The 19907-nt window shown below is 73.3% G+C and carries 17 protein-coding genes; 9 read left to right on the forward strand and 8 right to left on the reverse strand.

The window, feature by feature from the left end; genetic code table 11:
- The first annotated feature begins 330 nt into the window (after positions 1–330).
- Together ACFY2A_RS29110 and ACFY2A_RS29115 are read left to right on the forward strand one after the other, a co-directional pair.
- On the forward strand, positions 331–672 hold the full coding sequence (locus ACFY2A_RS29110; protein WP_387176355.1) for a hypothetical protein: 342 nt from the start codon (positions 331–333) through the stop codon (positions 670–672).
- A complete protein-coding gene (locus ACFY2A_RS29115) occupies positions 669–1340 on the forward strand; it encodes a nucleotidyl transferase AbiEii/AbiGii toxin family protein (protein WP_387176357.1) in 672 nt (223 codons plus the stop codon). The genes ACFY2A_RS29110 and ACFY2A_RS29115 overlap by 4 nt, the downstream gene beginning before the upstream one ends.
- Positions 1341–1394: 54 nt before the next feature.
- Here ACFY2A_RS29115 and ACFY2A_RS29120 read toward each other — a convergent pair whose 3' ends face one another.
- Both ACFY2A_RS29120 and ACFY2A_RS29125 read right to left on the reverse strand, forming a co-directional pair.
- Complete coding sequence (locus ACFY2A_RS29120; RefSeq protein ID WP_387176359.1) at positions 1395–2297, reverse strand: SDR family oxidoreductase; 903 nt, start codon at positions 2295–2297, stop codon at positions 1395–1397.
- A 170-nt stretch (positions 2298–2467) separates the two neighbouring features.
- Complete coding sequence (locus ACFY2A_RS29125) at positions 2468–3628, reverse strand: geranylgeranyl reductase family protein (RefSeq protein ID WP_387176361.1); 1161 nt, start codon at positions 3626–3628, stop codon at positions 2468–2470.
- 146 nt (positions 3629–3774) lie between these two features.
- Between ACFY2A_RS29125 and ACFY2A_RS29130 the strand changes: the two genes are divergently transcribed.
- From ACFY2A_RS29130 to ACFY2A_RS29140, 3 genes are all read left to right on the forward strand, one after another.
- Positions 3775–4011, forward strand: coding sequence for a hypothetical protein (locus ACFY2A_RS29130; protein WP_363925569.1), 237 nt, complete (start codon positions 3775–3777; stop codon positions 4009–4011).
- A gap of 55 nt (positions 4012–4066) precedes the next feature.
- Positions 4067–5545 (forward strand): MFS transporter, encoded by a 1479-nt coding sequence (locus tag ACFY2A_RS29135; protein WP_387176363.1) that lies wholly within the window; start codon positions 4067–4069, stop codon positions 5543–5545.
- A 204-nt stretch (positions 5546–5749) separates the two neighbouring features.
- The gene (locus ACFY2A_RS29140) at positions 5750–7378 is read left to right on the forward strand and encodes an alkaline phosphatase D family protein (protein WP_363925567.1); all 1629 of its coding nucleotides are present in this window, start codon (positions 5750–5752) and stop codon (positions 7376–7378) included.
- A 155-nt stretch (positions 7379–7533) separates the two neighbouring features.
- Here ACFY2A_RS29140 and ACFY2A_RS29145 read toward each other — a convergent pair whose 3' ends face one another.
- From ACFY2A_RS29145 to ACFY2A_RS29170, 6 genes are all read right to left on the reverse strand, one after another.
- Positions 7534–8232: a hypothetical protein gene (locus ACFY2A_RS29145; RefSeq protein ID WP_363925566.1), complete on the reverse strand. Its 699-nt coding sequence runs from the start codon at positions 8230–8232 to the stop codon at positions 7534–7536.
- 209 nt (positions 8233–8441) lie between these two features.
- Complete coding sequence (locus tag ACFY2A_RS29150; protein ID WP_387176366.1) at positions 8442–9545, reverse strand: DUF3626 domain-containing protein; 1104 nt, start codon at positions 9543–9545, stop codon at positions 8442–8444.
- Positions 9546–9618: 73 nt separating this feature from the next.
- Positions 9619–10248 (reverse strand): MBL fold metallo-hydrolase, encoded by a 630-nt coding sequence (locus tag ACFY2A_RS29155; protein WP_387176368.1) that lies wholly within the window; start codon positions 10246–10248, stop codon positions 9619–9621.
- Entirely contained in the window at positions 10248–11333 is a 1086-nt protein-coding gene (locus ACFY2A_RS29160) for an S-(hydroxymethyl)mycothiol dehydrogenase (RefSeq protein ID WP_363925563.1), read from the reverse strand. Before ACFY2A_RS29160 ends, ACFY2A_RS29155 begins: the two co-directional genes overlap by 1 nt.
- Before the next feature lie 196 nt (positions 11334–11529).
- Positions 11530–13014, reverse strand: a complete 1485-nt coding sequence (locus tag ACFY2A_RS29165; protein WP_387176369.1) for a flavin-containing monooxygenase — start codon at positions 13012–13014, stop codon at positions 11530–11532.
- Positions 13015–13077: 63 nt separating this feature from the next.
- Positions 13078–13725: a phosphotransferase gene (locus tag ACFY2A_RS29170; RefSeq protein WP_387176371.1), complete on the reverse strand. Its 648-nt coding sequence runs from the start codon at positions 13723–13725 to the stop codon at positions 13078–13080.
- Positions 13726–13835: 110 nt separating this feature from the next.
- Here ACFY2A_RS29170 and ACFY2A_RS29175 point away from each other — a divergent pair, with 110 nt between their 5' ends.
- From ACFY2A_RS29175 to ACFY2A_RS29190, 4 genes are read left to right on the forward strand one after another with little or no spacing between them, the layout of a single operon-like run.
- Entirely contained in the window at positions 13836–14480 is a 645-nt protein-coding gene (locus ACFY2A_RS29175) for an ATP-binding cassette domain-containing protein (protein ID WP_387176373.1), read from the forward strand.
- On the forward strand, positions 14477–15757 hold the full coding sequence (locus tag ACFY2A_RS29180) for an extracellular solute-binding protein (RefSeq protein WP_387176375.1): 1281 nt from the start codon (positions 14477–14479) through the stop codon (positions 15755–15757). The genes ACFY2A_RS29175 and ACFY2A_RS29180 overlap by 4 nt, the downstream gene beginning before the upstream one ends.
- Positions 15754–17517, forward strand: a complete 1764-nt coding sequence (locus tag ACFY2A_RS29185; protein ID WP_387176376.1) for an ABC transporter permease subunit — start codon at positions 15754–15756, stop codon at positions 17515–17517. The genes ACFY2A_RS29180 and ACFY2A_RS29185 overlap by 4 nt, the downstream gene beginning before the upstream one ends.
- Entirely contained in the window at positions 17514–19898 is a 2385-nt protein-coding gene (locus ACFY2A_RS29190; protein WP_387176378.1) for a tetratricopeptide repeat protein, read from the forward strand. The genes ACFY2A_RS29185 and ACFY2A_RS29190 overlap by 4 nt, the downstream gene beginning before the upstream one ends.
- Positions 19899–19907: the final 9 nt, after the last annotated feature.

The following is a 19907-nucleotide window of genomic DNA, read 5'->3' on the forward strand; positions in this document are numbered from 1 at the left end:
ACCATGTCCAACGACCACCGGCCCACCAACATTCCCGGGCCACACCCACCCACCTAGCCTGCGGCAGGCGGTCTACCTCGGCCGTTCAGGGATATCCAACGACCGGCCGGCCACCACCATTCCCGCCCACCCCCACCCCCGAACCCGACACCAACCCCAAACCCCCACAACCAGCCGTTGATCATGAGGTTAGCGGCAGCATTGGAGATCAAACACGCCGTCAACCTCATGATCAACGGGGCTCAGCCCGGGTGTTCATCCCGGGGGGTCACGGGGTTATGGGGTGGCGGGACGACCCGGGCCGACCCGATCTGGGGTTACCCTGACAGCATGCAGGCGGTTTCCACCACCACGACCGGCGTGGCGCACCTGGCCCGACCCGGCCGTCCCGCCGTGGTGGCCCGGACGCTCGCCGAGCTGCGCGGGCCCACCCGAGGCGTGGTGGAACTGCCGGTACGGCTGATGTGGTGCGCCGACCGCGCCTTCGACCTCGCCGACCCCGACCAGTTGCTCTGGCTGTACGAGAACGTGCTGCGCGAGACCACGAACGTCGACGACCTGCGCCGGCTGGTCAACGGGCGGACGCTGCGCCGGGTGTGGCAGCTGCTCAACCTGCCCCGAGGGGTACGGCTGGCGTGGGAGAGCCGACACCAGGGGCTCCGGTCGGCGTGACCGGGGCGAGCCCCGACGCACACCCACACGATTTCTACCGCGAGGTCGCCCGGGTCGCGTTGACCGTCGCCGGGCCGCATCGCTTCGTCCTCGGCGGCGGGGTGGCCTGGGCCGCACACGGACTCGTCACCCGCCCCACCGAGGACGTCGACCTCTTCGCCGACGTGGAGGGCGCCGCCGCCGCGGCGGCGGCCGACGTCCGGGCCGCGCTGGAACGTGCCGGATTCGAGGTGGCCGACGCCGACCCGGACAGCGATCTCGGTGACCTCTTCGACGGCTTCGACCGGGACCTGCGGGACTTCGTCGTCGCCCGGGACGACCGGCGCATCCGCCTCAGCCTGGCCCGCCTCGACCGACACCGCAGCCCGGTGGTGATGGACCTCGGTCCGGTCATGGACGTCCGGGATCTCATCGCCAACAAGACCGCCGCCCTGGTCAACCGTCGCGAGGTACGCGACTACATCGACGTGGCCTCCGCCCTGGAGCACCGGTCCGTGGCCGAGCTGCTGGAACTCGCCCGGCAGCTCGATCCCGCCCTCGATGACGACGACGTGCGGGCGGCCGGCCGGTACCTCGACCGGATCCCGGATGCCCGCTTCACCCGCTACGGCCTCGGCCCCGCCGAGATCGCCCAGGTCCGGCGGCACTTGGCGGCCTGGCCGCGCTGACCCGGCCCCGCTGGCCCGCACCGAGCCGGCGGGAGAACCGGGTCGACGGGGACGTCACTTGGTGAAGCGGCCGCCGGTGACCCCCAGGACCTCGCCCGTGATGAAACTCGACTCCTGCGAGGCGAAGAAGACGTACGCAGGAGCCAGCTCCGCGGGCTGACCGGGCCGACCGACCGGGGTGTCGGTGCCGAACTGCTCGACCTTCTCCTCCGGCATGGTCGCCGGGATCAGCGGGGTCCAGATCGGACCCGGTGCCACCGCGTTGACCCGGATGCCCCGATCGACCAGGTCGGCGGCGAGGGCCTTGGTGAAGTTGGCGATCCCCGCCTTTGTGGTGGCGTAGTCGAGCAACTGCGGCGACGGGTCGAAGGCCTGGATCGAGGACGTGTTGATGATCGTGGAACCCTCGCCCAGATGCGGCAACGCCGCCTTGCACAGCCAGAACATCGCGTACAGGTTGGTCTTGAAGACCCGGTCGAACTGCTCGGTGCTGATGCCGGCGATGCCCTTGTCCTGCGCCATCTGGTACGCCGCGTTGTTGACCAGGATGTCGATGCCACCCAGGTCGCTCACCGCCCGCTCGATCAGCGCCTCGCAGTTGCGCTCGTCGGCGATGTCGCCCCGGATCGCGACACCCTTGCGACCTGCGGCCTCGACGAGGCGTACGGTCTCCCGGGCGTCCGCGTCCTCCTCCTCACCGAGGTAGGAGATCAGCACGTCGGCACCCTCCCGGGCGTACGCGATGGCGACCGCCCGGCCGATACCCGAGTCACCGCCGGTGATCACCGCTTTCTTGCCGTCGAGCTTGCCGGTGCCCCGATAGGAGTCCTCGCCGTGATCCGGCTTCGGCGTCATCTCGCCGGTACGACCCGGCGGGCTCTGCTGCTGGTTCGGTTGCCCTGACTGCTGGCCGTACTGCTCGGTCGGGTCCTGCTGGGTGTGCTGCGTCTCGCTCACGGAGGTCTCCTCGCCCGGGATCGTGGGGTTGCGGTCCCGCAAGCCCCTACCCGGGCGAAGTCGTCGGAAACGCCAGCCGTGGTGACCATGAGTGCTCCGTCACCATCCGTACGGCATCCTAGGATCCTGGATGGCTGAGGTCGGGGCGTGTGGGACCAGCAGATCCGCCGTCAGTCGGACATTCGAGCGGCGACGCTGCGCCTCGGGGCGGGTAGGCGGGCCGCCAGCGCCAGCGCCGCCCGGACCGGCACCCGGCCGACCACCTCGTCGAACTCGGCCCGGCCCAGACAGAACCGGGTGAATGCGCGCCAGCCCGGCGGCGTGGCGAGCAACCTGTGGCAGAGCGCCGGTCGCTGGGAGAAGACGTCGAGCAGCCGCTGCCCGCCCCGCATGGCCGGGACGAGGCGCTCGGTCACCGACCGTTCGTAGCCAGCAAGATCGGCGTTTGCCACCGCCGCCCCGGCCAACTCGCCGGAACGCAACGCGTAGCTGATCCCCTCCCTGGTCCAGGGCTCCAACAGGCCGGCGGCGTCGCCGACGACCAGCACCCGCCCTCGCCGCAGCGGCGAGTCGTCGGTCCGGCAGCGGGTCAGGTGACCCGAGTCGTGGATCGGCGAGACGTGGGCCAACCCGAGACGATCGACGAACCTCCGCAGGTACTGCCGGGTCCGCTCCCCCTCGCCCCGGCCGGCGATCACACCGACGGTGAGCCGATCACCCTTCGGGAACACCCAGGCGTACGAGCCGGGCAGCGGCCCCCAGTCGAGCAGCACCCGGCTCCGCCACCGGGCCTGCTCCGGCGGCGGAACCGGCAGCTCCAGTTCCAGCCCCAGATCCACCTGACGGTGACGCACCCCGACGTGCCGGCCGCTGACCCCGGACGAGCCGTCGGCACCGATGACCGTACGGGCCAGCAGCAGCTCCCCGTCGGCCAGTCGCAGGCGTACGACGTCAGGGTCCTGCTCCACCGACCGGACGGTTGCCCGCTCGCGGACCTCGACCCCGGCGGCCACCGCGGCGGCCCGGAGCCGGTCGTCGAACTCCTCCCGGCGCACCATGCTCACCAGCGGCCCCGCGCCATGTCGGCGGGTGAACCCGCCTCGCCCGTCGAGGGTGAAGGTGACCCGGTCCACCGTGTCGTGGGCGGGTACCTCGATCCGCCCGGCCACCGCGGCCAGCGAGGTGCCGATCAGACCACCGCCGCAGGTCTTGTAGCGCGGATGCGCGGCGCGCTCGACGACAAGCGTGCGTACCCCTCGGCGGGCGGCGGCGGTGGCGGCGGAGAGCCCGGCGGGCCCGCCACCGATCACCACGAGTTCCCAGACGCTCACTGATGCAGGGTAGATCAGCCCGGGCTCGGGCGGCGGCAACGGTCGACCGGGACGGGGCGTCGGCGCGGGCATTTTCGCCGCCGCGCCGGGTAACCGCCGGCCGCAGACCGCCTGCCGCAGGCGGACGGAGGCGCGAGGAGGACACCATGCAAGAGGTGCGGCTGTCGGACGTCGAGGCGCGGGTGTACGACGCGGTGGCGGCCCTGGAGGCGCGCGGCCAGGTACCGTACCCGGACATGATCGCCCAGGAGTGCGGGCTGACCGAGGAGCAACTGCGGGCCCCGCTGCACCTGCTGACCGAGAAGAACCTGCTGCACCGGGAGGATTCGCCGATGGCCGGGCTCGACTTCGGTCCCCGCTTCTGCGCGCAGCAACTGGCATGATGCACGGTCGCGCAGGCCACCATCGCCATCCGACGGCACGGCGCCGGATCGCCGGTTGACCTCGGCGCAGCCCAGCGGTTCGGCCGCGTCCGGGGCGGCGCCGTACGAGCGGCGACGCTGGCAGGCCCTCGGTGTGGGGCTGGTCGCGGCGTTCATGACGCTGCTCGACATCAGCATCGTCAACGTCGCCCTGCCGTCCCTGGAGCGTGCCCTGCGGGCCGATCCGAGCGACCTGCAATGGGTGCTGTCCGGGTACGCGCTGAGCTTCGGGCTGGTCCTGGTGCCGGCGGGACGCTTCGGTGACGTCCGTGGGCGGCGCAACGCGTTCGTCTTCGGCATCGCCCTGTTCACGCTTACCAGCGCGCTGGCCGGGCTGGCCCAGTCCCCCGGCTGGCTGATCGCCGCCCGGCTGCTCCAGGGCGCCGCCGCCGGGGTGGTGAACCCGCAGGTGATTGGCCTGATCCAGCAGCTGTTCGCCGGGCCCGAGCGGGGTCGGCCCTTCGGCTGGCTCGGTGCCACCATCGGCATCTCCACCGCGATCGGTCCGCTGCTCGGCGGCCTGCTGATCGCTGCCGGTGGCCCGGAACACGGCTGGCGGTGGGTCTTCTTCGTCAACGTGCCGGTGGGCATCGTCGCGGTGCTGCTCGGCTGGCGGTTGCTGCCCGGCCGGATCACCCCACGCGGGGCGCAACGCCGGTTCGACCCGGTCGGCGTGCTGCTGCTCGGCATCGGCGTGACGCTCGTGCTGCTGCCGCTGGTGCAACGCGAGCAGTGGCACGGCGCGACGAAGTGGCTGCTGGTGCCCGCCGGCCTGGTCACCCTCGCCGGCTTCATCGGCTGGGAGCGCCGGTACGCCCGGCACGGCCCGCCGCTGTTCGACGTCCGGCTGTTCCGGCACCGGTCGTACGCCCTCGGCTCGACGATCGCGCTGCTCTACTTCGGCGGGTTCACCGCTATCTTCTTCATCTTCACCCTCTACCTGCAGAACGGACGTGGCTACAGCGCCCTGGTCGCCGGTGCGGCCATCACACCCTTCGCGCTCGGTTCAGCCGTCGCGTCCGCCGTCGGCGGGCGGCTGGTCAACCGGTACGGCCGCCCGCTGGTCGCCATCGGGCTGGTCGGCGTGGTGACCGGTCTCGGTCTCGCCGCGCTGGCCATCGAGCTGGCACCACGCGCCCCGGTGCCCTGGGTGACCGCACTGCCGTTGCTGGTCGCCGGCATCGGCAGCGGCCTGGTGATCGCCCCCAACCAGACGCTGACCCTGACGGAGGTGCCGGTTCCGCAGGCCGGCAGTGGGGCCGCGATGTTGCAGACCGGGCAGCGGATCGGGTCGGCCGCCGGGATCGCGGTGGTCGGCGCGGTCTTCTTCTCCGCGCTGGCCGACGGCGCGGACGCCTGGTCGAGGGCGTTCGAACGGTCGCTGCTCACCTCGGCCGCGATCATCGCGCTGGCCCTGGTGGCGGCCGCCGTCGACATCATCAGCAACCACCGCCGTCGCGCCTCGGGAGGGGCGGCTGCCAAAGGGCGTGTCTGAGGAGCGTCGCCCGTAGCGAGCCGAGTCCCGGGCGGTGACCGGCGAGGAGAAGCTCCGCCCGGATGATCGCGACGCACCGCCAGATGCCGGCGGTCCCGGGCTCGTGCGCCCGGACCGTGGGAACGAGAACGACTGCGGAAACCCGGGCGAACAGTGGTCGCCGGGGCAGCGAAACGGACGGCGGGGCCGGTAGACACAGCAACCATGACGAACACCCTCGACCGTCGTACCCTCCTGCGCGTGGCCGGCGCGTCCGCCGGCACGGCGGCGCTCGCCGGGGCCACCCTCACCGGCAGCGCCGCGGCCCAGGCCGCCGCTGGTGCCTTCCGGCACGGCGTCGCCTCCGGCGATCCGCTGCCCGACGGGGTCCTGTTGTGGACCCGGCTGACTCCGACCGAGCAGGCCCAGCCAGGTTCCGGGCTGGGTCCCGAGGCACCGGTGACGTGGCAGGTGGCCGCCGATCCGGACTTCGCCACACTGGTGGCCAACGGCGTCCAGGTCACCGGGCCGGGACGGGACCATACGGTACGGGTGCCGGTGACGGGACTGGCACCGGCCACCACCTACTGGTACCGCTTCGGGTACGCGGGCGGTTGGTCACCGACCGGCCGGACGATGACCGCACCGCACCTCGACGCCGAGATCGACCGGTTGCGGTTGGGCGTCGTCTCCTGCTCCAACTGGGAGGCGGGCTACTTCGCGGCGTACCGGCATCTGGCCGAGCGTGGTGACCTGAACCTCGTGGTGCACCTGGGCGACTACCTGTACGAGTACGGCACCGGGCAGTTCGCCGCCGGCTCCACCGTCGTGCGGCCGGTGAGCCCGGCACACGAGACACTGTCGCTTGCCGACTACCGGGCCCGGCACGCCCTCTACAAGACGGATCCCGATCTTCAGGCGTTGCACGCGGCCCTGCCGTGGGTGATCACCTGGGACGACCACGAGGTGGCCAACGACCAGTGGTCCGGCGGTGCGGAGAACCACACGCCGGGAGCGGAGGGTGACTTCGCGGTGCGGCTGGCAGCGGCCCGGCAGGCGTACCTGGAATGGATGCCGGTACGGACCGGTGCGGACGGGGCGATCTACCGGCGACTAAGGTTCGGCCGGCTCGCGGAGTTGTCCATGCTGGACCTGCGGACCTACCGGTCCCAACAGAGTTCGGGCATCGCGGTGGACGACCCGGCCCGGACCATCACCGGACAGGCCCAGATGAGCTGGCTCAAGAGCGGACTGGCCAGCTCCACCGCCCGGTGGAAGCTGGTCGGCAACCCGGTGATGATCGCCCGGCTCGATGTCGGAGCGCTCCCCGCGTGGCTGCTCGGCCCGCTGGGGACGCTGCTCGGCGTGCCGCAGAACGGTGCGGTGCTCAACGCCGACCAATGGGACGGCTACAACGCCGATCGCAACGAGTTGGTCGACCACCTGCGGGCCACCGGCACCCGCGACGTGGTGTTCCTGACCGGCGACATCCACACGTCATGGGCCAACGAGGTGACCACCCGCAGCACCGGGCCGGCCAACCCGGCCGCCGCCGAGTTCGTGGTGCCGTCGGTCACCAGCGACAACGTCAACGATTTCCTGGGTCTGCCGGCCGGCAACGCGCTCAGTGGTCTCGGCACGACCCTGATCCGTTCGACGAACCCACACGTGCGCTGGACCGAGCTGGACGGCCACGGCTACGGAGTGCTTGAGGTGACCCGGCAGCGCTGCCGGATGGACTGGTACCACCTGGCCGACCGGACCCGGCGGGCGAGCGCGACCAGGTGGGTCGCCGGCTGGTCGGTCGGGGTCGGCTCGTCGACGCTGCGTCGGGAGGCCACGCCGCTGGCCTGACCGCGCCGCGTCCCACTCCGGTTTCCACGCTGCGCCGCGTTCCCGCGCTGTGCGGCGGACCGCTGATCCTGGCCGACCGGCCGGATGTCGGCGGCGTGCCCCGGCCGGAACGCGACCGGCCGGCCCGAGCACGGGCCGGCCGGTCACCAGCTACCTCACCAGAGCTGGGAGACGATGTCCGCCGCCTGCTCCTCCCACTGCGCGTAGTGGAAGGGGTAGGCCGACACCTGCACGGTCTGCGCGGCGGTGGTCAGCGGCAGATCCCGCCAGCCGCCGACGTTCTTCAGGGCCTCGAAGAAGACGGTCGAGGAGTACTCGGGATCCCGGATCTGCTCCACGCTGCCCCATCCGGTGGACGGACGCTGCTGGAACAGGCCCTGCGAGTCGTGGTCGTTCCAGGCGCCCAGGTGTCCGAGGTTGTAGAGCTTCGACTCCTGCAACGCGGTGGCGATGCCGATCACGGCGCCCCGCTCACCGACACCGGTGCGCTTGGCCACCTCGATGATGGTCTTGGCGTTGTCACGCTGGGCGTCGTCGAGCGGGACGCGCGACTGGGCGCCCTGCACTCCGTACGGGATCAGCTCGTCCCGGGTCGGTTTCCCGGCGTCCGGCTTGTCGGTGCGGCCGGCGGTGGTCAGCCCGGATTCCACGGTGACGCCGGTGTTGGTGCGACCGGTCGCCCGGTCGATCGCCGCGACCGCGCCGGCATGCGGGGCGGCGGTGATCGGTGCGGCCACGGCGGTGGGGCCGAAGGCGAGTCCGGCGAGGGCGGTCACGCCCACCACGCTGAGCGCGGTCTTCCGGTTCGGGATCGTCGCGATGGCCGGGAGCCATCGAGTGAAGTCCGGCTTCACGATGGTTGCCCTTTCGATCGGGTACGAGCCGCTCGGGTTGAGCCGCTCTCGAGGGACGGCCGGGCCGGTCGAGGGTTTGCCAGCCGGCACTATGGGGGACACAACCCGGCCGGCATGTCCGCCATTCCGGAAATGTGTCGGTGGTGGTGGGCTGCGACCCAGGTCACGGCGCAGACCTGTTCGGTGGGACACGAAGCGGACAGCCGGGTTCACACCTCGTACGGGGTGCCGAACCGCACCAGAACGTGCCAGAGCTGCTTGAGGTGCTGCAATGTGTCAGTGGTCGGGCCGCGGTCGGCCCAGCGGCCCGGGTCGGTCGACACGGACGCCGCGGCGCGGCCGATCAGTGCGGCGTGCAGCGGCTCCCCCGCCCGGGCGAACTCGGCGTGCACCCGGGCCGCCAGCGGTGGGATCGCCGGCCCGCGGAATTCAGCGTCCACCCGGTCCACCGGCAGCGCGAAGCCGGCGTGCCAGCGGATCGGGAAACCGTACCGGTGGGCGGCCGCGAGCAGCCTCGCCGCCGTGCCGGTACCCCGGAACGACGGGTCGACGACCAGTTCCAGAACGTCCCGGTCCAGTCGGACCTCGCCGTGCACCTGTGCCTCGACATAGTCGTCGAGGGCGCGGCCGGCGGCCCGGGGCGTCGCGGCCAGCGCCTCCCGAAGGCGCAACAGTTCACCCGTGAGGGTCACCAGATCCGTACCGGGCCGGCCCAGGCACACGCCGGTCTCGGTGGTGGCGGCGATCAGGGCGGCCAGCACCGGCTCGACCGCGTCGACGGTGCCGACGTCGCGCGGTCCGAGGTGGCTGTCGCCGAAGCAGAAGGTGGTCCGGGTCAGTACCTCGGGACGCAGCCGCAGGTGGCAGGAGCCGAACCGGGGGCAGGCACCGTCGGGATGGTCGAGCAGATTCAGGCCGCCGTACTTCGGCCGCTCCGCCGGTCCGACGCCCGGTCGCTGGTAGGCGCCGCCGAACAGGCGCTCCTCCCATCGGTCACGGTCCCCGCCGGGGTACGCGGTGAGGCCACCGTTGGAGATCCGCGTCTCGAACTGGCTGCGGTAGACGCCCTCGGCGGCGAGCGCTTCGGCGACCGTGCGGCCGTCGGCGCGCAGCCGGTCCGGGTGGAAGTTGAGGGTGATCCGTCCCTGCCGGCCGATCGCCGCGACGAGTCGCTCCGGTTCGTGTCGTACCCCGACGGCGGCCAGCGCCCGCCCGATGACCGCAAGCGCGGCGGGACGGTCGCGCAGCGCCACCGCGCGCACGTGGCGCAGTGCCGCCCGTTGCGCGGCGGTCAGCGTCGGGTGGACGGACATGCCGGCAGTGTCGCCGGGACCGGCTCCTGGCCGCATCCCGGTTTTCGGCGTACCAGGTTGGGCGGCGGCGACGTCAGTGGCCCCTGGCCAGCCACTGTGGCAGCTGCGGAGCCTCGACCCCGATGCTGGTGCTGTCGCCGTGCCCGGTGTGCACCACGGTGTCCGGCGGCAGGGTGAGCAGCCGGTCGCGGATCGAGTCGACGATGGTGCCGAAATCGCTGTACGAGCGGCCGGTGGCGCCCGGCCCGCCGGCGAACAGGGTGTCGCCGGTGAAGACCACGCCCAGCTCGGGGGCGTGCAGGCAGCACGCGCCGGGGCTGTGCCCGGGGGTGTGCAGCACGGTCAGCGTGGTGCCGCCCACCGTGATGGTCTGGCCGTCGGCGAGGGTGCCGCCCGGTGGTTTGTCGGGATGCACCATGTCCCAGAGCACCCGGTCGGCGGGGTGCAGCAGCACCGGGGCGCCGGTGGCCCGGGCCAGCCTCGGAGCGACCCGGACGTGGTCGTCGTGGGCGTGCGTGGCGACGATCGCGGTGACCCGCCGCCCGGCCACCACCTCGAGGATGGCGTCGACGTCGTGCGGGGCGTCGATCACGACGCACTCGGTGGCGTCGCCGACCACCCAGACGTTGTTGTCCACGTCGAAGGTCTGACCGTCGAGGGAGAAGGTGCCGGAGGTGACCGCGTGGTCGATCCGGGCGGCCATCAGAAGACCACCACCGAGCGGAGCACGTCGCCCCGGTGCATCCGGGCGAACGCCTCCTCCACCCCGTCCAGTCCGATCTCCTCGGTGACGAAGGCATCCAGGTCGAGGCGGCCCTGCAGGTACAGCTCGGTGAGCATCGGGAAGTCACGGCTGGGCAGGCAGTCGCCGTACCAGCTGGACTTGAGGGCGCCACCGCGGCCGAAGACGTCCAACAGGGGTAGTTCGACGCGCATCTCGGGCGTGGGCACGCCGACCAGCACGACCGTGCCGGCCAGGTCGCGGGCGTAGAAGGCCTGCTTCCAGGTCTCCGGCCGGCCGACCGCGTCGATCACCACGTCGGCGCCGAAGCCGCCGGTGGCGGCCTGGATCTCCGCCACCGGGTCGGCCTCGGAGGCGTTGACGGTGTGGGTGGCACCGAACCGGCGGGCCCAGTCGAGTTTGCGGGAGTCGGTGTCCACCGCGATGATCGTCGTCGCGCCGGCCAGGGCCGCGCCGGCCACCGCCGCGTCGCCGACGCCACCGCAGCCGATCACCGCCACCGAGTCACCGCGGGTCACCCCGCCGGTGTTCATCGCCGCGCCGAGGCCCGCCATCACCCCGCAGCCGAGCAGCCCGACGGCGGCCGGCCGGGCCGCCGGGTCGACCTTGGTGCACTGGCCGGCGTGGACCAGGGTCTTCTCGGCGAAGGCGCCGATGCCCAACGCCGGCGCGAGTTCGGTGCCGTCGGTGAGAGTCATCTTGCGGGCGGCGTTGTGGGTGGCGAAGCAGTACCACGGGCGTCCGCGCCGACAGGCCCGGCACATTCCGCAGACGGCCCGCCAGTTGAGCACCACGAAGTCACCGGGCGCGACGGCGTCCACGCCCTCGCCGACCTGCTCGACGATGCCGGCGGCCTCGTGGCCGAGCAGGAACGGGTAGTCGTCGTTGATGCCGCCCTCGCGGTAGTGCAGGTCGGTGTGGCAGACGCCGCACGACTGCACCCGGACCACCGCCTCGCCCGGACCGGGGTCGGGCACCACGATCTCGGTGACCTCGACGGGTGCGCCCTTGCTGCGGGAGATGACTCCCCGTACCTGCTGGCTCACGCTTTCCTCCTACTCCGCGCCGGCCCGCGGCTGGCGTCGTCGTCCCACGACGGCGGCTGCCGCGTTCGCCTCCGCAGGCGAACCTACCGCCGCGACGACGGATCGGCACCGCTTCGCCGCCGGTGCCGACGCGGTGGCAGGCGCGGACTTGGGGCGATCCGAGCCGGCACGCCTGTGGTGTGACTGGCCGGAGCACCTACGCGTCGACGGGGTTGCTGCGCGGTGCGCCGGCCCGCTCGAACCGGACGTCGGCGTCGGTCAGCCGCCCGTACCGCATGGGCAGCAGGTCACGCAGGTAGTTCTGGTGCAGCCGCCACGGTGCCCGGGTGCCCTGGCGAGGCAGCCTGCCGACGCCGCGCCGCACATACCCGGAGGTGAGGCCGATCAACGGCGTACGCCGGCCCGGTGGCGGGGCGAGCGGGGTGACGATCTGGGTTCCGGTGCGGTCCAGGTGGCGCAGCAGCCGGCACACGTAGCCGGCCACCAGGTCGGCCTTGAGCGTCCAGGAGGCGTTGGTGTAGCCGATGGTCATCGCGAAGTTCGGCACCCCGGAGAGCATCATTCCCTTGTACGCGACGGTCTCCGGCAGGTCCACCTCCACCCCGTCCACCCGCAGGGTCATCCCGCCGAGGGCGAGCAGGTCCAGCCCGGTGGCGGTGACCACCACGTCGGCCGGCAGTTCCCGACCCGAGGCGAGCCGGATGCCCCTGGCGGTGAAGGTGTCCACGGTGTCGGTGACCACCTCGGCCCGCCCGTCGGAGAGCACGGTGAACAGGTCACCGTCGGGGACCACGCACAGCCGCTGGTCCCACGGGTCGTAGCGGGGGGTGAAGTGACGTTCGACGTCGAAGCCGGCGGGCAGCCGGCGGGCCGCCCCGCGCCGCAGCAACCCGCGTACCAGCCGGGGGGCGCGCCGGCTGAGCTGGTAGTTGGCCGTGGCGAGCAGGATGTTCTTCCAGCGCACGGTCTGGTGCGCCAGGCTCGCCGGCAGCAGCCGGCGCACGGCGTCGGCGAGCCGGTCACGGGAGGACAGCGCCAGCAGGTACGTGGGTGAGCGTTGCAGCATGGTCACCCGGGCCGCCCGTCGGGCCAACGCCGGCACCAGCGTCACGGCGGTGGCGCCACTGCCGATCACCACCACCCGACGGCCGGTGAGGTCGAGGTCGGCGGGCCAGTGCTGGGGGTGCACGATCCGGCCGGTGAACCGTTCCTGACCGGTGAAGTGCGGCGTGTGGCCGGCCTCGTACCGGTAATAGCCGGTGCAGGCGTACAGGAAGGAGCAGGTCAGTACGACGGTCTCGGTGGTGTCCTCGCGGCGGACGTGCACCGTCCAGCGGGCCTGGTGGCTGTCCCATTCGGCCCGCTCGACGCGGTGCCGCAACCGGATGTGTCGGGTGACGTCGTGCTCGTCGGCGGTACGACACAGGTAGTCGCGGATCGTGTCGCCGTCGGCAAGGCTCTTCGGGGCGGTCCACGGCGCGAACGAGTAACCGAGGGTGAACATGTCCGAGTCCGAACGCACACCCGGGTAGCGGAACAGGTCCCAGGTGCCGCCGATCGCGTCGCGCGCCTCGACCAGCGCGTACGTCCGGCCCGGGTGGCGACGCCGGAGGTGGCAGGCGGCTCCGATGCCGGAGAGACCGGCGCCGACGATGAGCACGTCGACATGCTCTGGGGTCATCTCGCCTCCCGCCCGCGCAGTGCTGATCGAGACCCTATCGCCTGCGGCCGGTGGGTTCCGGGTTCACGTGGTGAGCAGGGCCGCCGCCGCGTCGAGCAGCGCGAGTTCGGTCGGGGTCTGGGTGGGGTTGGCCCGCCGGATGGCCAGGGCCTCGGTGACGAGCGGGACGGCGTGATCACGCAACGCGTGTCGGTAGGCGCGCTGCATCTCGTCGGCGGCGGCCGCCATCGGTTGTTCCGGGTCGACGGCGGCCTGGGCGAGGATCAGGGCGGTCATCGCCACGTCCAGGCCGGGCGGGCCGTGCCGGACGTTGCGCCAGTCGAGCAGCACCGGGCCGCCCGGGTCGAGGATGACATTGTCCGGGTGCAGGTCAAGGTGCAGGATCCGGTCGCCGTGTTGGGCGCCGGGCAGCGGTGCGACGGCGTGCAGCCGACGGTGCAGCCCGGCGAGGACGGCGGCGGCCGGTGTCACCTCAATGGTGCCGGCCACCAGTGCCTGGAGCATCGTCGGCCCGTCCACCCGCTGCATGACCAGGTCCGCACCGTCGGCCCGGTGCACCCGGGGCACCGGGAAACCGGCGGCGTGCAGGTGGGACATGAACCGGGCCTCGACGGCCACGTCGGTGCCGTCGCGGTAGCGGCGCAGCACCCGGGCGTCGTCGAGGGCGTACACGTCGGCGTCACGGCCGGCGGCGAAGGGGGTCGCTGCCATGGGTAGCACGGTAACCGGCAGCGCCCAGGGCCACGATGGACGGCGAGCGGGGGCACCGAGCGTGGTTTCCCTGTGACAGGCTGGGATGACGACGAGGGGCGCCGGAGGTGATGGTCACGTTACGCACGCTCGAACTCGTTGCCGTGCCGGACATGTCGCCGCTCGACCTCGACGTGGCCGTCGGCGCGACGGTCGCCCTGGTCGCCCGGCCCCGGCCGGCCACCGCCGTGGCGCGGGTGGTGGCCGGGCTGGCCGCGCCGGTCACCGGCCGGATCCTGGTCGGCGGCCGCGACGTCACCGACCTGCCGCCGCTGCGCCGCCGCATCGGGTACGTGCCGGCCGGTGGTGCCCTGCTGCCCCACCTCACCGTCGGGCGCAACATCTCCTACGGTCAGCGCCGACGCCAGTGGGTACGTGACGTTGCCGAGGGCTGGGCGGCCGTCCTGGTCGACCGGCTCGAACTCGCCCCGACCCTGGGTCTGCGGCCGCACCTGCTGTCCGAGGCGCAACAGTTCCGGGTCGCGCTCGCCCGGGCCATGGCCTGTCTGCCCGAGGTGCTGGTGGTCGACCTGCCGGCCCCGGTCGACGGGGTGTGCCTGCCGGACCTGCTCCGGCGTACGGCGCCGCCGGACGCCCCGGGCGTGACGGTGCTGCTCTGCTCGGCCGAGGAGGAGGTGCTGGGCGGCGTGACCGAGCGGGTGCCCGTCGTCGACGATGTCCCGCCCGGTCCGGTCCAGCCGGCGGTGCGGGCATGACCGGGGTCGGGTTGCGTCGCCGTACGCTGCTGGGCGCCGCAGCGGCGGCCACGGTCGCGGCGGCCGGGGGCTGCGGGCAGGGGCGCCGGTCGGTGCAGGTGGCGGTCGTCTGGGCCGGCGGCGAGCTGGCCCGGTTCCGGGAGGTGGTTGCCGGCTACCCGACGACCGTGCAGGTGGTCGGTGTGGGCAACGACATCGACGCGTTCCTGACCGCGCGTCGCGCCGCCGGCACCAGCCCCGACGTGGCGATCCTGCCCCGCCCTGGTCTGGTGGTCGAGTACGCCCGGCGGGGCTGGCTCAGCGAGGTGGCCCCGGCGGTCAGTTACACCGCCCCGGCCGGCATGAGCGACCTGCTCAGCGTCGACGGGCGTCGCTACGGTGTCTGGGTCAAGGCGGCGCACAAGTCGCTGTTCTGGCATTTTCCGTCGACACTGGCCGAGCCGCCGAGGTCCTGGGACGCGCTGGTGAGCCTGACTCGCCGGCTCGGCGAACGGCACCGGGCGGGTGCGGGCCCGGCCCCGCTGGCGATCGGTGCCGCCGACGGTTGGGTGCTCACCGACTGGTTCGAGAACGTGCTCGGCGACGTCGCCGACGTGGACCTGTACGAGGCGTTGGCCCGTGGTGAGGCCGACTGGCGGAGCCGGCCGGTGCAGTACGCGCTGGAGCGGCTCGCCGAGCTGTGGAGTGTGGATGGCGCCTTCCCGGGCGGGGGGCGGCGGGCCCTGCTCACCCAGTTCGAGGAGTCGATCATCCAGGTGGTGTACCACCGCGAGGCGGCCATGGTGTTCGGGGCCGACTTCGTCGACGCGGTGGTCGCCCGGTTCCGCCGTGGTACCGAGCCGCTGGCCACCTTCCGTTTTCCCGGTGCCCGGGTGGCCGACCAGCCGCTGATCGTCGGCGGCGACGCGGCGGTGGCGTTCGCCGGCTCCAGCGACGGGGCGGAACTGGTGCGCTGGCTCAGCGACGCGGTGGCCTTCCTGCCGTGGCTGGACGCCGGCGGCTACCTCTCCCCCAACCTCGCCGTACCGGTGGACAGCTACCGCGACCCGTTGCGCCGACGCCTGGCCGGCGAGCTGCGCGCCGCCGACACCGTGCAGTTCGACCTCTCCGACCAGCTGCCCGGCACCTTCACCGGCACCGACGGGGTGGGGATCTGGCGAATAATGCAGGACTTCTTCATGAACGTGACCGACGGGGTGCCGGCCCGGGAGGCGGTCCGCCGGGCCACCGGGCAGCTCGCCGAGGCGGCAAGGGCGACGGCGGGGGGCGGCAGGTGAGCCGGGGCCCGCTGCTGGGCGAGCTGGCGGTGCTCGACGATGTCGGGCCACCCCGACGCGGCCGGGCCTACCCGGCGGCCGGCGTCAGCTGGGCGCTGCTGGCACCGGCGGTGCTGCTGCTCGGCGGCCTGCTGGCCTGGCCGGTGCTGCGTACCGTGCACGCCAGTGTCACCACCGACGGCCGTTGGGTGGGCGTCGAACACTACCGGGCCGCCCTCGCCGCCCCCGGCACCGCCGCGGTGATCGGGCGCACCCTGCTGTGGGCGCTGCTGGTACCGACGGTGGTCACGGTCCTGGGCTATCTGCTCGCGGCAGCCTCCCGGCGTTCCCAGGAGGGCTGGCTGGTCCGGCTCATCCTGGTGGTGCCGACCGCGCTGCCGCTGGTGGTCACCGGCGTGACCTTCCGGCTGCTCTACGATCCCGACCCGGAGCGCGGGCTGGCCACCCTGCTGCTGGCCCGGGCGACCGGACGCGACCCGGAGCAGCTGCCGCAGCTGCTCGGGCCGGACCTGGTCACCGTGGCGGTGATGTCGGCGTTCGTGTGGGCCTGGGTCGGGCTGGCGATGCTGGTGTTCCGGGCCGCTCTCGACGCGGTGCCGACCGGCCTCGTCGACGCGGTCCGGGCCTTCGGCGGCACCCGCCGCGACGTGCTCTGGGACGCGCAGTGGCGACCACTGCTGCTGCGTACCGTCGCGGTGGTTTTCGCCCTGGTCGCCGTCGGCACCAGCCGCACCTTCGACCTGATCCTGGTGATGACGCCGGGTTCGGTGCGGGACGAGGCGGCGGTGCTCTCGCTGCGGATCTGGCAGACCTCGGGTGCGACGACCACCGGCGAGGGTGCCGCCCTGGGCGTCGTCTGGCTGGTCGCGGTGACCGCCGGCATGCTGGTGGTGGCCCTGTTCGTCCGGCAGGCGTGGCCGCCCCCGCAGCAGCCGGCGGGCAGCGCGGTGACCGCGTCGCCACCGCGGCGGCTGGTCCGGCTGCTCGCCGCGGGCGCGGCGATCGCCTGGCTGCTGCCGCTGGGGGTGCTGGCGGCCACCTCGTTGCAGAATCCGGTACGGGCGGCCACCGGCGGCTGGTGGTCCGGCCCGCCGGGTCTGGACTCCTACCGGGCCGTGCTCAGCGGCGCGGAGCTGTGGCGCAGCCTCGGCTTCACGCTGGTGCTCGCCGTCGTCGTCACCGCCGCGGTGCTGGGCGTCGCGCTGCTCGCGGCGTACCCGCTGGCCTGGCTGACCGGGCCGGCCGCCCAGGTCACCGGGCTGGTGCTGATGGCCGCAGTGGTGGTTCCGGTGCAGGTGATCGCCGGCCCGCTCAACGAGGTGCTCGGCCTGGCGCTGTCCTCCGGCACAGCCCGTGGGGTGGCCCTGGTGCACATCGCCCTGGGTGTTCCGTTCGCGGTGCTGGTGTTGCGCAACTCCTTCGCCGACCTGCCCGCCGAGCAGGTCCGTGGCGCCCGGATCGGCGGGCGGCACTGGTGGGGCACGTTGCGCCGGTTGGCCCGGCACAACCGCACCGCGCTGGTGGCGGTGGCGGTCCTGGAGTTCGTGCAGGTGTGGAACGACCTGGTGGTGGGTCTGCTGTTCAGCGGGCCGGACGCCGCCCCGCTCGGGTTGTTCCTCGCCTGGCAGACCCGTGGCTTCGTGGCCGGCAGCGGCACCCTCGCCGCCGGTTGCGTGCTCGCCTCGATCCTGCCGGTGCTGGTGTTCGTGCTGGCCCGCCGGCAGGTGGTCGCCGGCTTGGTCGCCGGGGGTGTGCGGTGAGCGAGTCCGCACCACGGCAGGCTGGCCGGCGGTCACGGCTGCTGAGCGTGCTGCTGGCTGCCGGCGGGGTGGTCGGTGCCGGGATCAGCGCCGTGCTCGGCAACGTCACCGGCAACCTGCTCTCCGAGTTGTCGCTGACCGTCCTCGGCTCGGCGAGCCTGGGCCTGGCGGCGCTCGGGGTGGCCGCGTCCTTCCTGGTGGAGTGGCGGCGACGGCAACACGAGCAGCTGCTGGCCGGCGAGGAGGCCGAGGCCCAGGCGGGCAGCAGCGCACCGACGCTGCCCTGGCCGGCCGGGTACACCGGCCGGCAGGGCCAGGCGGAGGCGGTGGTGGCCATGCTCGCCCCGGAACACGCGGTGGCGGTGGTGGGCCGGCGTGCCGTCGGTACCTCCTGGTGCGCGATCCAGGCGGCGAACCTGAGCCGCGCGGACTTCCCCGACGGGCAGTACTACCTCGACCTGCGCCGAGGTGGCCGGGCCCGCTCGCCCCGGGAGGTGCTGGCCGCGCTGGCCCGCATCGTCGGCACCCGGGCACCCCGGTCCGGCCGATCGGACGACCTCGCCGACGCCGCCGACGAGCTGCGCGGTCAGTTGGACGGTCGCAAGGTGCTGCTGGTGCTGGACAACGTGGACTCACCGGCGCAGGTCCGGCCGCTGCTGCCGCCCACCGCCCGGACCTGCCGGCTGCTGCTGGCCGGCACCGGCCGGCTCGCCGCGGTCGACGGGGTGGTGGCGTACTGGCTGGCCGAGCCGGACGTCGACGATGCGGTGGAGATGTTCGCCGACGCCGGAGCGGCCACCGCGGTGGCCCGCCCGCACCGCCCGGACCCGCGCTCCGACCCGGCGGTCCGGACCATCGTCGAGCTGTGCGGACGGCAGCCGCGCGCGGTGACGGAGCTGGGACGGCGCAGCGCACAGCACGGCTGGCGGCCCGCCGACGTGCTGCACGCGCTGCACCGCGCCGCCGACACACCTCCGCACCAGCGGGTGGGCGTGTCACCGGTGGCGGCGCTGGTCACCGCCCGCGACACCGCGTACCACGCGCTCAGTGGCGAGGCTCGCCGGCTGTGGCGACTGCTGTCGCTGAGCCGGGTGCCGCTGGACCGGGCGACCATCGCCGCGCTCGCCGGACGCCGACCGCACCGGGTCGCCGCCCTGCTGGACGAGCTGGCCGACGGCGCTTTCGTCGTCGGCGCGCCCGGTGACCGGTACGAGGTTCGTGCGCTGCTCGCCGGGTACGCCCGGATGCATCTGCGCGAGGCCGAGCCGGTGCACCGGCGGGTCACCGTGCAGGCACGGCTGACCCGGCATCTGGCCCGCCGGGCCGAACAGCAGGTGGCTGCCCTGGCGACCGGTGCGCTCGACCGCAACCATCGCCTGCCCGACGACGACCCGTACGGCTGGTTCGACCTGCATCAGGAGTTGCTGCTGGCGGTGGTGAAGGTGCCGGTCGGCGCGGTGGAGACGCTGCCGCGCCGGGTGCGGGACTGGTGGTTCCGGCTGGCCGTGGCGCTGTGTGGCTGGCTCGCCCACACCGAGCGGCTCGACGAGTGGGAGGACGTCTGTCGGACGGTGCTGGCCAACCCCACCGCCCAGGACCGGCCGGAGATCGCCGGTTGGGCCCACAACGAGCTGGGCGTGCTGCGTCGCCGCCGGCACGACCCGTACGGCGCGGTGGCCGCGCTGAGTCTGGCGGTGGCCGGGCAGGGCCGCCGGGGCACCGCCCAGGCGCGGATGAATCTCGGGCTGGCCCTGCTCGACCTCGGCCGCACCGACGAGGCGGTGGAGCATCTGGAGCTGTCGCGGCGGCACCGGGCCAGCGCCGACCGCGCCGGTCAGGCGCTCAGCGACCTCGGGCTGGGTGCGGCGAGGCTGGCGCGGCACGAGCTGGAGACCGCGCACGACCTGTTGGTACGGGCGGCGAACTCGTTCCGTTCGCTGGGCGACGCACGCGGCTACGCGGCCGCGTTGACCAATCTGGTGCTGGTCCACTCGGCGATGGGTGAGCACCTCGACGCGGCGCAGGCGTGGCGGGCCGCGCTGCGCGAGTACGAGTCGCTCGGTGACCCGACCAACCGGGCGGTGGCGCTGCTCAACGCGGGCGTGGCGTTGCTGGGCGTGGCGCCGGGGCAGGCCCGTCAGGCGTACGGACTGCTGGCCGAGAGCTGGCGGTTGCGCGAGGGTGGCCGCCCGGATGCCGGGCTGGGCCGGACGCTGTTGCACCTGGGCGACGCGGCGGCGGCGCTCGGCGACGACGAGGAGGCCCGTGGGCACTGGGCGGACGCGGCGGCGATCTGCGAGGTGGCCGGGGACGACGACGGCCAGCAGGCGGCCGACGCCCGCCTGGCCGGTGAGCGCCCGGCCGAGCCGCGCCCGGGGTGACCGCGGCGG

Source organism: Micromonospora sp. NPDC000442 (genome assembly GCF_042898635.1).
Taxonomy (GTDB): Bacteria; Actinomycetota; Actinomycetes; order Mycobacteriales; family Micromonosporaceae; genus Micromonospora.